The organism is Pseudomonas syringae CC1557, from assembly GCF_000452705.1.
GTDB lineage: Bacteria > Pseudomonadota > Gammaproteobacteria > Pseudomonadales > Pseudomonadaceae > Aquipseudomonas > Aquipseudomonas syringae_F.
This window is the reverse complement of sequence record NZ_CP007014.1, coordinates 1,957,080-1,972,335: the sequence shown is the minus strand read 5'-3', so window position 1 is coordinate 1,972,335 and position 15,256 is coordinate 1,957,080. Positions and strand designations below refer to the sequence as shown.

Genomic DNA, 15,256 nt, shown 5'->3' with positions numbered 1-15,256 from the left:
ATCAGCCGCCGAGATCGGCCGAGAGTTCCGCTGCGATGTTCTTGATCAGCGGAACCAGCTCGGCCATTTTCTCCAGCGGCATGTAGGGCACGGTACTGGCGATACTGATGCCAGCAACAATCTGTTTGCTGGCATCCCGTACCGGCGCTGCCACGCAACGAATCGACGGTTCGTTGTCTTCCAGATCAAACGCATAACCACCCTGCACGTACTCTTCCCTCCGCGACAGCAACTGTTCCCAGGTTTGCTGCTCATGAGCAGGCCACAGCGGGTTCCTGCCCGACGCTGGCATGCTGACCTCATACAACCGCTGCCACTCTGATAACGCACTGTCCAGCAGCAATGCCTTGCCGATCCCGGTCCGCACCAGCGGCATGCGGTGCCCGACCCGTGAACGCATTTCCGGACCATTGCGACCGGGGTTCTTGTGCAGATAAAGCACGTCGTCACCTTCCCGAACCGCCAGATGCACGGTATCGCCGGTCAGTTCCGAGAGCCGATCCAGATACGGTCGCGCGAGTATCGCCAGCGGCACTTCTTCGCGCGCCTGAAACCCCAGTTCGATCAGTTTCGGCCCGAGCAGATAACCCACCTGTGGCACCACCCGCAGATAGCGCTCCTCAACCAGGCAACTGGCCAGACGGTGGGTGGTGCTGCGCGTCGTTCCGATCAGCCGAGCGATCTCCTTCAAGTCGCGTGCGCCACTGGCCACCGCCTGAACCACGCCCAGCCCGCGTAACAGGGTCTGAGTACCGGTCGGTGCCGGTTCCTTGCGGGTGATGTTTGCAGAGGGGAGTACGTCGTTTTGCATGACAGGCCGTGGTTTGGATAAAAGGGGCAGTTCGAGAAGCTGGCGACATTATCGTCGCCAGTGTCCGCACGCGTCGACCTCAAAGCTCGACTATCACAGCTCGATACGTTCGACTTTTCCTACCAGCAGGATGTAGGACAGCGCACCCAGCAGGGCCAGCGCCGAGATATAGGTAATGGCGGGCGCAAACGAATCGCCGGATGCCAGGAAGCCAATCACAATCGGCGTGGCGATGGCCGCCAGATTGCCGATGAAGTTGAACGTGCCGCCCGTCAGGCCCAGCAGGCGCGCCGGGGCCAGGGTCGAGACCAGCGACCAGGTGATCGACGCCAGACCGTTGCCAAAGAACGCCAGGGCCAGAAAGGTGATGACCAGCGGCGTTGAGTCGACAAAGTTGGCACCGATGATCGACGTTGAAATCAGCAACCCGGCGATGATCGGCAGCTTGCGGGCAAAACCCACGGTATGGCCGCGACGGATCAGCCAGTCGGAGAAGAACCCCGAACACAACACGCCGACGAACGCCGCCAGAAACGGCAACGACGCCAGCAGGCCGGACTTGATGAAGTCCATGCCACGGTATTTCACCAGATAGGTCGGGAACCAGGTCAGGAAGAACCACAACGTGGAGTTCAGGCAGAACTGCCCCAGGTAGATGCCCCACAACTTGCGTTTGCTGAGCACTATGCCGAGGTCCAGCCAGTTGAAACCCTGCTTCTGCTTCTCGGCATCCTGCTGGATATCCACCAGACCGCCGCCCTCCTGGATCAGCTCGATCTCCTGCTGGTTGACGCCTTTGAAGTCGCGCGGCTCGCGATACACCGTGTACCAGATCAATGCCCACAGCACGCCAACGCCGCCCGTTGCGACAAACACCATGTGCCAGCCGTAGTGCGCCTGTAACCAGGCCAGCACCGGGGTCAGAAATGCCAGGCCGACGAACTGTCCTGAGGTATAGACGCCAATCGCAGTGGCCCGCTCACGCTCGGGGAACCAGGTGGTCACGACGCGGCTGTTGATGGGATAGGCCGGCGCTTCCAGCGCGCCGACAGCCATGCGCAATACGAACAGTGCAATGAAACTGGCGGCGAAGCCGAGCATGATGGTTGCTATAGACCACAGCAGTAGCGCTGCGGTGTAGAGGATGCGCGGCGGCACCCGGTCCACCAGCCAGCCACCGGGCAGTTGCATGGCGGCGTAGGTCCAGCCGAAGGCGGAGAAAATCAGCCCGACATGCACCGTATCAAGGCCCAGCTCGGCGGTCAGTGCCGGAGCGGCAATGGACAGGTTGCTGCGGTCGAGGTAGTTGATCACCACGGTGATGAATAGCAACACCATGATGAAGAAACGCTTGCGGGACGGCGTCACCAGCGACGCCGCGCCTTCCATAGTTCGAGTGCGCATGGCATGTAGCCTCTTGTTGGATTTATTGTTTGGCGAGCTCTCGTTGGTTACGGCGATCTACCACTCCGCAAAACTGCCATCCGCATGGCGCCAGATCGGGTTGCGCCAGCGGTGCCCGATGGCGGCGCGTTCGATGACGTATTCTTCGTTGATTTCGATGCCCAGGCCCGGCCCGTTGGGGATCTTGACCATGCCTTTGTCGTAGTCGAACACTTCGGGGTGTTTGACGTAATCCAGCAGGTCGTTGCTTTCGTTGTAGTGGATGCCCAGGCTCTGTTCCTGAATGAAGGCGTTGTAGCAAACCGCATCCAGTTGCAGACAGGCGGCCAGCGCAATCGGTCCCAGCGGGCAATGCAGCGCCAGGGCGACGTCGTAGGCTTCGGCCATATTGGCGATCTTGCGGGTTTCGGTGATGCCGCCTGCGTGAGAAGCATCCGGTTGAATAATGTCGACGTAGCCTTCGCTCAATACGCGCTTGAAGTCCCAGCGCGAGAACAGACGCTCACCCAAGGCAATGGGTGTGCTGGTCAGCGGTGCCAGTTCTTTCAGCGCCTCGTAGTTTTCACTGAGCACTGGCTCTTCGATGAACATCAGCTTGTAGGGGTCCAGTTCCTTCATCAGCACCTTGGCCATCGGCTTGTGAACCCGGCCATGGAAATCCACACCAATGCCGACATTCGGCCCCACCGCATCACGCACCGCCGCGACGTTGGCCAGCGCCAGATCGACCTTGTCGAACGTATCGAGAAATTGCAGCTCTTCGGTGCCATTCATTTTCACCGCCGTAAAGCCACGCTCAACGGCCTCCTTCGCCGCTCGTGCCGTGTCGGCAGGACGATCACCACCGATCCACGAGTAGACACGAATCTTGTCGCGCACCTGACCACCCAGCAGGTCGCTGACCGAAACACCCAGCGCTTTACCCTTGATGTCCCACAACGCCTGATCGATACCGGCCAGCGCGCTCATGTGGATCGCGCCACCCCGGTAAAAGCCACCGCGATACAGCACGGTCCAGATGTCTTCGATGTTGCGCGGGTCTTTGCCGATCAGGTAATCGGACAGCTCTTCCACGGCAGCGGCCACGGTATGCGCACGGCCTTCAACCACTGGCTCGCCCCAGCCGACAACACCTTCGTCGGTCTCGACCTTGAGGAAGCACCAGCGCGGCGGAACGATGAACGTGGTGAGTTTGGTGATTTTCATGGGTGCGGTTTCTCTTGTTGATTCTCTTATTGGATAACTGCTGTCACACAGCGGCGCCTATCAGTCTGCAAGCGCTGCCGTGTGCTGTTTCCACGCGGCCACATAGGCTTTGGCACGTTCGGCAACGTCAGTGGCACTCATGCCGGGTTTGAACAGCCCGGAGCCAAGGCCGAAACCTTTCACACCTGCGTCCAGAAACACCTTCATGTTGTCTGGCGAGATGCCACCAACCGGCAGCAGAATCGTGCCTTTCGGCAATACCGCGAGCCATGCCTTGACCACCGCAGGCGACATCTGCTCGGCCGGAAACAGCTTGAGCACATCTGCGCCCTCGGCGAGCGCGGCAAAGGCTTCGGTCGGCGTCGCTACGCCCGGCGACAGAAACAGCCCGGCAGCCCTGGCAGCGCGCAATACCTTCGCATCGCTATGCGGCATGACGATGACCTGGCCTCCGGCGTCCTTGACCTGCGTCACCTGCTCCGGGGTCAGTACCGTGCCCGCGCCGATCAGGCAATCGGCGGGCAGTTGCTGACGCAGCAAACGAATACTGTCGAACGGCTGTGGAGAATTGAGCGGCACTTCGATAACGCGAAATCCGGCCTCGTACAGCACATCGCCCACTGCCGGCGCTTCTTCTGGACGCAGGCCGCGCAGAATCGCGACCAGACCGTTTTCCTTCAATGCTTGCTTGAGCATGTCAAACCTCTCGAATGTGTTGGGACGACCGGCGCGGGATCAGGCCTGCCTGCACCGCGACTTGCCAAAGGCCGCGTTCGGTAGCCTGTTCGGCCAGCGTCACCTTGGGAAAGCCACAGACGGCCAGACCACGCGCATAACGTGCGCACAGCGCCTCGCTGCCGATGAGGATCACCGCAGGCAATTGTTCATGGGTGTGCAGATGCAGTCTGGCAATGGCGCCCAGTTCATGACCGATCAACAGGCCGGAAAGGTAGTCAGGCTGCGCACTGGCGCTCAATTGCCCGGTCAGGCCGAGCGTTCGGGTACTGAAGATAGTGGAAAGCGGCCCTGCGGCGCCTTCCTGGGACAGGGCCATCGACAGCCCACGATCAAACGCCTGGTCATCGAACGCCTCCCCCGTCTGCATGGTGCGCCCGAGAATCGTGTGCGCACACAGGGCGGCGAAGACCTCGCCGGTCATGAACGTATCGAAATGAACGATGCGCCCGCGGGTCACTTGCACCCATTTTGAATGACTGCCGGGCAGCCCGATCAGCAAAGGCTGGCCGTCGGCCTGGGCATCGAGCCCGGCCAATATGCCAAGTACCTGGGTTTCTTCGCCACGCATGACGTTGGGCAGGGTCGAGCGTTGCAGTACGCCCGGGATGATATGCACGATCACGCCACTCAGGCTGCGCACCGTCTGCAGCGCCGCGCTCAGCTCGTTGACGCTGGCAGGGGTTTCCCGATAAGCCGCCTCGCGCCAGCCCTGCGCGCTGCCGACCATGCCGCAGGCAATCACCGGCAGGCCAGGCTCGGCATCGAGCCAGTCGCCGCAGGCCTGATCGAAAGCCAGTTCAAAACCGTCGCTGCACAGCTGCCCGGCAATCAGGCGCGGCGTGGTCGGTAGCTGCATGATTCCCGCGCTTAGCGCGCGCTGTTCCAGCACCTGGCCGTGGTCGCCAAGTCGATAAGCACGAAGGGAGGTTGTCCCCCAGTCGAGCGCGATCAATTGCGCCTGCATTGCTTCACCTGTTGTTTTATTGAAAGTGAGTGCAGGACGACTATAAACCTGTTGTCAGACTTATCTCAATATGTAAATTTCAATCCCATATATAGGGACTTAAACAGGAAATTAAAATCAGCAGTCATTAAAAAACCCGCTGCCTTTTCAGGAAGCGGGTTTCGTGTAAAACCAAAGCATCAACGCTCCAGCAGGATCCTCAGCATGCGTCGCAGCGGTTCGGCCGCGCCCCACAACAGCTGGTCACCGACGGTGAACGCGCCCAGGTACTGCGAACCCATGTTCAGTTTGCGCAGACGGCCCACTGGCACACTCATGGTGCCGGTCACTGCGGTCGGGCTCAGCTCTTGCGCGCTGGCTTCACGCGTGTTCGGCACCAGCTTGACCCACGGGTTGTGCTGGCTGATCAAGCCTTCGATGTCCGCAATCGGCACATCCTTGTTCAGCTTGATGGTCAGCGCCTGGCTGTGGCAACGCATGGCACCGATGCGCACGCAGATGCCGTCGACCGGGATCGGGCTCTTGAAGCGGCCGAGGATCTTGTTGGTCTCGGCCTGACCTTTCCACTCCTCGCGGCTCTGGCCATTGGGCAGTGCCTTGTCGATCCACGGGATCAGGCTGCCCGCCAGTGGTACGCCGAAGTTTTCGGTCGGGAACGACTCGCTGCGCATGGCTTCGGCCACCTTGCGGTCGATGTCGAGGATGGCACTGGCCGGGTTGGCCAGTTCATCAGCCACCGAGGCGTGTATCGCACCCATCTGCTTGATCAGTTCACGCATGTTCTGCGCGCCGGCACCGGAGGCCGCCTGATAAGTCATGACGTTCATCCACTCGACCAGACCGGCATCGAACAGACCGCCCAGGCCCATCAGCATAAGGCTGACCGTGCAGTTGCCGCCAATGTAGTTCTTGGTGCCCGCGTCCAGTTTCTGGTCGATGACCTTGCGGTTTACCGGGTCGAGCACGATAACGGCGTCATCCTGCATGCGCAGGCTGGAGGCCGCGTCAATCCAGTAACCCTGCCAGCCCGCTTCGCGCAGCTTGGGGAATACTTCGTTGGTGTAGTCGCCGCCCTGGCAGGTCAGCACCACGTCCAGGGTTTTCAGCTCGTCGATGCTGTAGGCATCTTTCAGCGGCGCAACATCCTTGCCCACCGAAGGCGCCTGGCCACCGACATTGGAGGTAGTAAAGAACACCGGCTCAATAAGATCGAAGTCCTGCTCTTCACGCATCCGCTGCATGAGCACGGAACCGACCATGCCACGCCAACCGATCAGACCTACACGTTTCATCGCAACTACACCTTGAATAAAAGTGGGACCGCCGCTCTGCGCGTACAAGGCAGGCGGCGGGCCAGAGAGATTACAGATTCCGCAGCGCGGCGACTACTGCATCGCCCATTTCCTTGGTACCGACTTTGACGTTGCCCTCGGACCAGATGTCGCCGGTGCGAATGCCCTGATCCAGCACCAGGCTGACCGCCTGTTCGATGGCGTCGGCGGCATCGGTCAGATTGAAGCTGTAACGCAGCATCATCGACACCGACAAAATGGTCGCCAGCGGGTTGGCGATGCCTTTACCGGCGATGTCCGGTGCCGAACCGTGGCAAGGCTCGTACATGCCCTTGTTGGCGGTGTCCAGCGACGCCGACGGCAGCATGCCGATGGAACCGGTGAGCATCGACGCCTGATCGGACAGAATGTCGCCGAACAGGTTATCGGTGACGATCACATCGAACTGTTTGGGCGCGCGCACCAGTTGCATGGCGGCGTTATCAACGTACATATGGCTCAGTTCAACCTGCGGATAATCCTTGGCGATCTCCTCCACGATTTCACGCCACAGCTGGCTGGACGCCAAGACGTTGGCCTTGTCCACCGAGCAGAGCTTCTTGCCGCGCACCATGGCCATGTCGAAACCGACCCTGGCAATGCGGCGGATTTCGCTTTCGCTGTACGGCAGCGTGTCATAAGCCTGACGCTCGCCATTGTCCAGCACGCGAGTGCCGCGTGGCGCGCCGAAGTAGATGCCACCGGTCAGCTCACGGACGATCAGAATGTCCAGACCGGCGACGATGTCCGGCTTGAGGCTCGACGCATCAGCCAGTTGCGGATAAAGGATCGCCGGACGCAGGTTGCCGAACAGACCCAGTTGCGAACGGATTTTCAGCAGACCGCGCTCAGGACGGATGTCGCGCTCGATGGTGTCCCATTTCGGGCCGCCCACCGCGCCGAGCAGCACAGCATCGGCTGCACGGGCACGGTCCAGGGTTTCATCGGCCAGTGGCACACCATGCTTGTCGATGGCTGCGCCGCCGATCACGTCGTGGGTCAATTCAAAGCCCAGTTGATACTTTTCGTTGGCCAGTTCCAGCACCTTGACCGCTTCGGTCATGATTTCCGGACCAATACCGTCACCTGGGAGAATCAGAATCTGCTTGCTCATAACATCCTCGATGTGTGCAGCGGCGCTTTAGACAACGCCTGTTAATAACGCTGAATACGGCAAAAAATTTATCGTCCGGCCAAAACACCTTCGCGAGCAAGGCCAATGACCGCCTTGCTCGCGAATGAAACTGTAACCGTTGTCAGGCCGTCAGTCGCGAAACAACCACGGCTGGCTGGCGCGGTGCTTGCTCTCGAAACTGGCGATCGCGTCGGCATCCATCAAGGTCAGGCCGATGTCGTCCAGGCCATTGAGCAGGCAGTGCTTGCGGAAGGCGTCGATTTCGAAGCTCAGCACCTTGCCGTCAGGGCGGGTCACAGTCTGGGCCTGCAGGTCGATGCTCAATTGATAACCGAGGCTCGCTTCGACCTGCTTGAACAGCTCGTCGACCTCGGCTTCGGCCAGAATGATCGGCAGCAGGCCGTTCTTGAAGCTGTTGTTGAAGAAGATGTCGGCATAGCTCGGCGCGATGATGGCGCAGAAGCCGTATTCTTCCAGCGCCCACGGCGCGTGTTCACGGCTGGAGCCGCAGCCGAAGTTTTCCCGAGCCAACAGCACGCTGGCGCCTTGATAACGCTCGTGGTTGAGGACGAAATCATGGTTCAGCGGGCGTTTGGAGTTGTCCTGATACGGCTGGCCCACGTCCATATAGCGCCACTCATCGAACAGGTTCGGGCCAAAACCCGTGCGCTTGATCGACTTGAGAAACTGCTTGGGGATGATCTGGTCAGTGTCGACGTTGGCGCGGTCCAGAGGGGCGACCAGGCCGGTGTGCTGGGTAAAGGCTTTCATGCTGGATTCCTCAGTTCGCGAACATCGATGAAACGGCCAGTGACCGCTGCGGCAGCGGCCATTGCCGGGCTCACCAGATGCGTCCGGCCGCCGGCACCCTGACGGCCTTCGAAGTTACGGTTGGAGGTGGACGCGCAATGCTCACCGGAACCGAGGCGGTCCGGGTTCATCGCCAGGCACATGGAACAGCCAGGCTCGCGCCATTCAAAACCGGCCTCGATGAACACTTTGTCCAGCCCTTCCTTCTCCGCCTGCGCCTTGATCAAGCCCGAACCCGGCACCACGATGGCCTGTTTGATGGTCGCGGCCACCTTGCGGCCCTTGGCGACGTCCGCAGCAGCACGCAGGTCTTCGATCCGCGAGTTGGTGCAGGAACCGATGAACACCCGGTCAAGCTGGATATCGGTGATCGGCTGATTGGCTTTCAGGCCCATGTACTTCAGGGCACGCTCGATGGAGCCACGCTTGACCAGATCCGGTTCCTGCGCAGGGTCCGGCACGTTCTGATCGACGGCCAGCACCATTTCCGGCGACGTGCCCCAGCTGACCTGCGGCTTGATCTGCGCGGCATCCAGCCTGACCACGGTGTCGAACACCGCGTCTGGATCAGACACCAGGTCCTTCCAGGCTTCGACAGCGAGGTCCCATTCAGCGCCCTTCGGTGCGAACGGACGGCCTTTTACGTATTCGACGGTCTTCTCGTCGGTGGCGACCATGCCGACACGGGCACCCGCCTCGATGGACATATTGCAAATGGTCATGCGCCCTTCGATGGACAGGTCGCGAATCGCGCTGCCAGCGAACTCGATGGCGTAACCGTTACCGCCTGCGGTACCGATCTTGCCGATCACCGCCAACACGATGTCCTTGGCGGTCACGCCGAACGGCAATTGGCCTTCGACCGACACCAGCATGTTCTTCATCTTCTTCGCCACCAGGCACTGGGTCGCCAGCACATGCTCGACCTCGGAAGTGCCGATACCATGGGCCAATGCACCGAAGGCGCCGTGGGTAGAGGTGTGCGAGTCGCCGCAGACCACGCTCATGCCAGGCAGGGTTGCGCCCTGCTCCGGGCCGATCACGTGGACGATGCCCTGACGCGGGTCGTTCATCTTGAATTCAGTGATGCCGTACTCGTCGCAGTTGTCATCGAGGGTCTGCACTTGCAGGCGCGACACCTGATCTTCGATGGCGTCGATCCCCCCCTTGCGCTCCGACGTGGTCGGCACGTTGTGGTCGGGAGTGGCGATGATCGAGTCGATTCGCCACGGCTTGCGTTTGGCCAGTCGAAGGCCTTCGAACGCTTGCGGCGAGGTCACTTCGTGGATGATGTGGCGGTCAATGTAGATCAGCGCCGAACCGTCATCGCGCTGCTTGACCAAATGTGAATCCCAGAGCTTGTCGTAAAGCGTTTTCCCGGCCATCGGACGTACTTCCTCATCAGCTTCTTTCTATGCCTTGGGCAATCGTGGCGATGACCCTTTGGCTTGTGCGGCCATCCTATGGAATGTGCTTAAATAACTCAAATTCATAATTTTCATGCTTTGGATAACCAAATGGAATCCGACTATGGACCTCGCCAATCTCAACGCTTTTATTGCCATCGCCGAGACCGGCAGCTTCTCGGGTGCCGGTGAGCGGCTATACATCACACAGCCAGCAATCAGCAAGCGTATCGCGGGTCTGGAGCAGCAACTTAATGTGCGTCTGTTTGACCGCCTGGGCCGCGAAGTCAGCCTGACCGAAGCGGGCCGCGCACTGCTACCGCGTGCCTATCAGATACTCAACGTGCTGGATGACACCCGCCGCGCACTGACCAATCTGACCGGTGAAGTGACCGGACGCCTGACTCTGGCGACCAGTCATCATATTGGCCTGCATCGTCTGCCGCCGGTGTTAAGGGCGTTCACCCGGGCCTATCCGAAGGTGGCGCTGGACATCCAGTTTCTCGACTCGGAAGTCGCGTATGACGAAATTCTTCATGGGCGCGCCGAGCTCGCAGTGATCACCCTGGCACCCGAACCGCATTCGCTGATCCGCGCCGTGCCGGTGTGGGACGACCAGCTGGAATTCGTCGCCGCGCCCGAGCACCCACTGGCCAACAGCGGACAGATGAAGCTGGAAGACATCGTGCGCTACCCGGCGGTGTTTCCCGGCGGCAATACCTTTACGCATCACATTGTCAGCAAGCTGTGCGAGAGCCAGGGGCTAAAACCCAATATCGCGATGAGCACCAACTATATGGAAACCATCAAAATGATGGTCTCCATAGGTCTGGCCTGGAGCGTCCTGCCGCTTACCATGCTCGACGAACAGGTGGCGCGCATTCCATTGCCGGGCGTACAGCTCAATCGCCAGCTAGGCTACATCCTGCACACCGAACGCACGCTGTCGAATGCTGCCAGGGCATTCATGAAATTGCTCGATGCGCAGACACAGTAAGTAGACCCGTTGCAGGACACGGGCTGATCTTTACCGGCTTGACTCATCAAAGGCTCGTGACCCCATGCCCAACCCGCCACTCACTGCTTCATCGCCAGCCGGGCCACCGCACAGTGACGCGTTGCGTCTGCTCAAGGAGACCGGTGACCGTCTGGAACTGGCGCTGGATCTGGCGCAGATGGGCACCTGGGATCTGGACACCACCAGCAACAGGCTGCGAGCCTCGGCACGAACGGCGTTTCTGCACGGTATGGAAGCGCAGCCATTCGACGATGATGCGGAGCAGTTTTTCGGCAAACTGCCTGTCGAAGAACGTCGTCGGATGCGTGAGGCCTATCAGACAGCAATAGAAAACCGCAACGACCACCTGCAGATCAGCTACCGCTTCCAGCTGAAAAACGGCACCTCGCGCCTGATTGAAAGCCGTGCCCGTATCTACAGGGATGATCAGGGTCAGTTGTCCAGGATGGCGGGTACCCTTATGGACATCACCGAGAAACGTGCCCAGGCGGCGCTGGAAGCCAGCGAAGAGAAGTTCGCCAAAGCGTTTCACTCAAGCCCGGACTCGATCACCATCACCGAAATCGAGTCAGGCCGCTATGTAGAGGTCAACGACGGATTCTGTCGCCTGACCGGCTTCAGCGCTCAGGAGGTGGTCGGCCGCACGGCTCATGAGATAGGCATCTGGACCGACACCTTGCAGCGCGAGTTCGTGATCAATGAGCTGCGTCAGAAAGGTCGGGTGCATCACCGGGAAATGAGCGGTCACGACAAGCATGGCAATCCACTGACTCTGGATATCTCGGTGGATTTCATCACCCTGAACGACACCGCCTGCCTGCTCATGAACGCCAGGGATATCGGCCAGCTGAAAGACGCTCAGGCGCAAATCCGTCATCTGGCTTATCACGATTCGCTGACCGGGCTGCCAAACCGCGCGTTGCTGATTGATCGCCTCAGCCAGCAGCTGTCCCTGCTTCAGCACCAGAATCTGCGGGGCGCCTTGCTGTTTCTGGACCTGGATCATTTCAAACACATCAATGACTCGCTCGGCCATCCAGTGGGCGACAGCGTGCTGAACGTCGTCGCTGCCCGACTGGAAGCCAGCGTACGCCAGGAGGACACGGTGGCACGCCTGGGCGGTGATGAGTTCGTGGTCTTGATCTGCGGGCTTGACGGCGCTCTCGATGAAGTCACGCATCAGGTGCGGATGCTGTCCGACAACCTGCGCGAACTGCTGGCCGAACCGATGTTTCTCGACGGGCATCGTTTGCAGGTCACCCCGAGCATTGGCATCGCGCTGATCCCGGATGACGGCCTCACGCCTGCTGATCTGCTCAAGCGGGCCGACATTGCCCTGTACAGGGCCAAGGATACCGGGCGCAATATCGCGCAGTTTTTTCACGCCTCCATGCAGCAAGCCGTCAGCCAGCGATTGCGCCTGGAGAACGACTTGCGCCTGGCGCTGACGCGTAACGAATTCCAGCTTTACTTTCAGGCTCAGGTCGATTGCCGGACTAATCAGATCACCGGCGCAGAGGCGCTGCTACGCTGGCAGCATCCCGAATACGGGCTGCTGCCACCCGACCAGTTTGTTCAGATACTGGAAGAGAGCGGCATGATTCTGGAGGTTGGCAGCCGGATTCTCGACGACGCCTGTAAAATCGGCGGAATGCTTTTGAGTCAGGGGCTGGTCTCCAAAGACCGATTCCTGATGGGCGTCAACATCAGCCCACGCCAGTTTCGGCAGAATGACTTTGTCGAACGCGTGGAACGCAGCCTGAAACAACATCAATTGCCGGCGACCATGCTCAAGCTGGAAATCACCGAAGGCATCGTCATCCAGAATCTGGACGACACCATTCTCAAGATGCGCAGGCTTAGAGACATGGGCGTGGGCTTTGCCATGGACGACTTCGGCACCGGCTATTCATCGCTTACGTACCTCAAGCGCCTGCCGGTGGATACCCTCAAGATTGATCAATCATTCGTTCAGGACGCTGCCAGCGACCCCAACGATGCAGAAATCATCCGCGCCATCGTCGCCATGGCACAGAGCCTCAACCTGCACGTCATTGCCGAAGGCGTTGAAACCACCGAGCAACTGGCGTTTCTGGAAAAAGTGGGCTGCTACAACTATCAGGGATACCTGTTCAGCGAGCCGTTGCCCGGCCCGCAGTTCGAGTCCCTGCTGCAGCTCAAGCGGCCTGCACAGCAAACCGCACCTCAGGGCTGAAAAAAAGGAAGGCGCCCTGAGGCGCCTTCCCTGTTACGTGCCGCTGACTCAACGTCACCTGACGGATCAGTTTTCCAGCGCTTTCTGGCTATTGAGCGGAATGCGTTTTGGCTTCGCTTCTTCCGGCACGTTCCGCACCAGGTCAATATTCAGCAGGCCATGCGACAGATCGGCCCCCTTGACTTCGATATTGTCCGCCAGCCTGAACGACAGCTTGAACTCACGCCGGGCAATACCCTGATGCAGGTAAGTCACGTTTTCGGCTTCTTGCTCGCGCTTGCTGCCGATCACGGTCAACACACCTTTTTCAACCTGCAACTCGAGATCCTGCTCTTGCATGCCTGCTGCAGCGATCACGATTCGATAATGGTCATCGGTGTGCCGCTCCACGTTATAGGGAGGGTAGCCGCTGGTTGTCTCATTTCGGGCCGCCGACTCGAAAAGGTCGTTGAAGCGGTCGAATCCCACTGAGTTGCGAAACAGTGGAGCCAGAGAAAATGCAGTAGCCATAACAATTCTCCTGTTTATCAGCGAGTGGTTTACGCGACCCGTTTTCGGCATCGCTTGATCACCAAAATAGGGACGGCCGTTTGCTTTTCAAGAGACTTTTTTCAGATTTTTTTTGACCGTTCGTCGGGGCCAGCATCTGGATAATCAACCGGCTGGGCAATCGAGCAAGACGCTGATTCGGGCGCAGTCGGTTTCGCGGCGCAGCGTATTGAACATCAGGGTTGCCTCCGGGTAGCTCTTGGTCAGCAGCACCAGCCACTGCTTGAGTCGGCCAGGCGCCTGGATGAGCGTCATCTTGACCAGGCAGTCCTGCCAGAAGCGGCGCAGCATCGGCTGCAACTCGGCCCAGGTCATCGGCACCACTTCTTCGCCCTTCTGCGCCGCCGCAATCTGCCGTGCAAGGTCGGGACGCGCCACCAGCCCGCGACCAATCATGATGTCCCGCGCACCACAGATTTCCCGACAACGACGCCAGTCATCAACAGTCCAGATTTCACCATTGGCGACCACCGGGACCTTGACCACGTCCTGAATGCGCGCAATCCACTCCCAGTGCGCTGGCGGCTTGTAGCCATCGACCTTGGTGCGTGCGTGAACGACGATTTGCTCTGCCCCGCCGTCAGCCAGCGCTCGGGCGCAATCCAGCGCGCCGTCAGTGTTTTCGTAACCCAGGCGCATCTTGGCGGTGACAGGAATATGCTTGGGCACCGCGCGGCGCACCTGGCTAAGGATGGTGTGCAGCAGTTCCGGCTCCTTGAGCAGAATGGCGCCGCCACGGGAGCGATTGACGGTCTTGGCCGGGCAGCCAAAGTTCAGGTCCAGCACCGGTGCGCCCAGCTCACAGGCGAACGCGGCGTTCTCGGCCAGACACACCGGATCGGAACCCAACAGCTGGAGCCGTAAAGGCGTGCCGGCGTCAGTCTTTGCGCCTTTGTGAAACTCCGACGCGTACTTGTAAAAGTAGTGCGCCGGCATCAAACGCTCTGATACCCGGATGAATTCGGTCACGCACCAGTCGATGCCACCCACTTTCGTCAGTGCATCGCGCAGGATGTCGTCAACCAACCCCTCCATGGGCGCCAGAGCAATTTGCATGGGTCACACTCGAAAAAAAGTCCGGCAGTTTACTGCCCGACGTACGGATTGGGAACGGCGCTGTCAGAGATGGCTGCGCCGTAGCCCTCGATGAACTCGGCAGGCATGCGTTTGGGCCGACCGGTGGACAGTTCGATGCAGACAAAGGTGGTTTGCGCGCGCAGCAGCGTCAGGTTGTCGGCAGGCCGCTTGAGCTGAAAGCAGCGGGTCATTTTCAGGCGACGGTCCCAGTCAGTGATCCAGGTCGCCAATTGCAGTTCGTCGTTCTCGTAGGCACTGGCCAGGTAGTCGATCTCGTGCCTGAGCACCGCCATGGCCCGATCCAGACGCCGATACTCGGTCAGGTCCAGCCCGAGAAACTGCGAATGACGCCAGGCACAGCGCTCCAGCCAGGACACATAGACAGCGTTATTGGCATGCCCCAACCCGTCGATGTCTTCGGCGGCGACATTCAGATCGATGACAAACGGCGTTGCCCGGTCCCAGACCATACGTGCTCCTGCTTGGGTGAATGTGATTGGCGGGAGTGTAGCGGGTCATGGCGCTGGTTCCCACGCGCTGGCATGAGAACCGCCCTTCAGGACGCCTATCGTTTCTCATGCTCCGGCGCTCA

14 protein-coding genes are annotated in these 15,256 nt (G+C 59.8%); 2 read left to right on the top strand and 12 right to left on the bottom strand.

Annotated elements, in window-relative coordinates; all coding sequences use genetic code 11:
- Position 1: 1 nt before the first annotated feature.
- The 9 genes from N018_RS09140 to leuC form a co-directional block, all read right to left on the bottom strand.
- Entirely contained in the window at positions 2 to 811 is an 810-nt protein-coding gene (locus N018_RS09140; RefSeq protein ID WP_025389391.1) for an IclR family transcriptional regulator, read from the bottom strand.
- A 93-nt stretch (positions 812 to 904) separates the two neighbouring features.
- Positions 905 to 2,215, bottom strand: a complete 1,311-nt coding sequence (locus tag N018_RS09135; protein WP_025389390.1) for an MFS transporter — start codon at positions 2,213 to 2,215, stop codon at positions 905 to 907.
- Positions 2,216 to 2,272: 57 nt separating this feature from the next.
- Entirely contained in the window at positions 2,273 to 3,451 is a 1,179-nt protein-coding gene (dgoD, locus tag N018_RS09130) for a galactonate dehydratase (RefSeq protein ID WP_258379815.1), read from the bottom strand.
- 30 nt (positions 3,452 to 3,481) lie between these two features.
- Positions 3,482 to 4,117 carry a 2-dehydro-3-deoxy-6-phosphogalactonate aldolase gene (locus tag N018_RS09125; protein WP_025389389.1) on the bottom strand — a complete coding sequence of 212 codons (636 nt, stop codon included), beginning with the start codon at positions 4,115 to 4,117 and terminating at the stop codon, positions 3,482 to 3,484.
- A gap of 1 nt (position 4,118) precedes the next feature.
- Positions 4,119 to 5,123, bottom strand: coding sequence for a 2-dehydro-3-deoxygalactonokinase (locus tag N018_RS09120; protein ID WP_024645983.1), 1,005 nt, complete (start codon positions 5,121 to 5,123; stop codon positions 4,119 to 4,121).
- 179 nt (positions 5,124 to 5,302) lie between these two features.
- A complete protein-coding gene (gene asd / locus N018_RS09115; protein WP_024645982.1) occupies positions 5,303 to 6,415 on the bottom strand; it encodes an aspartate-semialdehyde dehydrogenase in 1,113 nt (370 codons plus the stop codon).
- Between the two features lie 70 nt (positions 6,416 to 6,485).
- Positions 6,486 to 7,568 carry a 3-isopropylmalate dehydrogenase gene (gene leuB / locus N018_RS09110; RefSeq protein ID WP_024645981.1) on the bottom strand — a complete coding sequence of 361 codons (1,083 nt, stop codon included), beginning with the start codon at positions 7,566 to 7,568 and terminating at the stop codon, positions 6,486 to 6,488.
- Positions 7,569 to 7,718: 150 nt separating this feature from the next.
- Entirely contained in the window at positions 7,719 to 8,360 is a 642-nt protein-coding gene (gene leuD / locus N018_RS09105) for a 3-isopropylmalate dehydratase small subunit (RefSeq protein ID WP_024645980.1), read from the bottom strand.
- Positions 8,357 to 9,784 carry a 3-isopropylmalate dehydratase large subunit gene (gene leuC / locus N018_RS09100; protein WP_025389388.1) on the bottom strand — a complete coding sequence of 476 codons (1,428 nt, stop codon included), beginning with the start codon at positions 9,782 to 9,784 and terminating at the stop codon, positions 8,357 to 8,359. Before leuC ends, leuD begins: the two co-directional genes overlap by 4 nt.
- Before the next feature lie 145 nt (positions 9,785 to 9,929).
- Here leuC and N018_RS09095 point away from each other — a divergent pair, with 145 nt between their 5' ends.
- Both N018_RS09095 and N018_RS09090 read left to right on the top strand, forming a co-directional pair.
- On the top strand, positions 9,930 to 10,802 hold the full coding sequence (locus N018_RS09095) for a LysR family transcriptional regulator (protein ID WP_025389387.1): 873 nt from the start codon (positions 9,930 to 9,932) through the stop codon (positions 10,800 to 10,802).
- Between the two features lie 64 nt (positions 10,803 to 10,866).
- Positions 10,867 to 13,038 (top strand): putative bifunctional diguanylate cyclase/phosphodiesterase, encoded by a 2,172-nt coding sequence (locus N018_RS09090; protein ID WP_025389386.1) that lies wholly within the window; start codon positions 10,867 to 10,869, stop codon positions 13,036 to 13,038.
- Between the two features lie 66 nt (positions 13,039 to 13,104).
- Here the strand turns inward: N018_RS09090 and N018_RS09085 are convergent, their stop codons facing one another.
- From N018_RS09085 to N018_RS09075, 3 genes are all read right to left on the bottom strand, one after another.
- On the bottom strand, positions 13,105 to 13,548 hold the full coding sequence (locus tag N018_RS09085; protein ID WP_005893722.1) for an Hsp20 family protein: 444 nt from the start codon (positions 13,546 to 13,548) through the stop codon (positions 13,105 to 13,107).
- A 144-nt stretch (positions 13,549 to 13,692) separates the two neighbouring features.
- Positions 13,693 to 14,643, bottom strand: a complete 951-nt coding sequence (locus N018_RS09080; RefSeq protein ID WP_025389385.1) for a tRNA dihydrouridine synthase — start codon at positions 14,641 to 14,643, stop codon at positions 13,693 to 13,695.
- 29 nt (positions 14,644 to 14,672) lie between these two features.
- Positions 14,673 to 15,134 (bottom strand): acyl-CoA thioesterase, encoded by a 462-nt coding sequence (locus N018_RS09075; RefSeq protein ID WP_024645975.1) that lies wholly within the window; start codon positions 15,132 to 15,134, stop codon positions 14,673 to 14,675.
- Positions 15,135 to 15,256 lie beyond the last annotated feature (122 nt).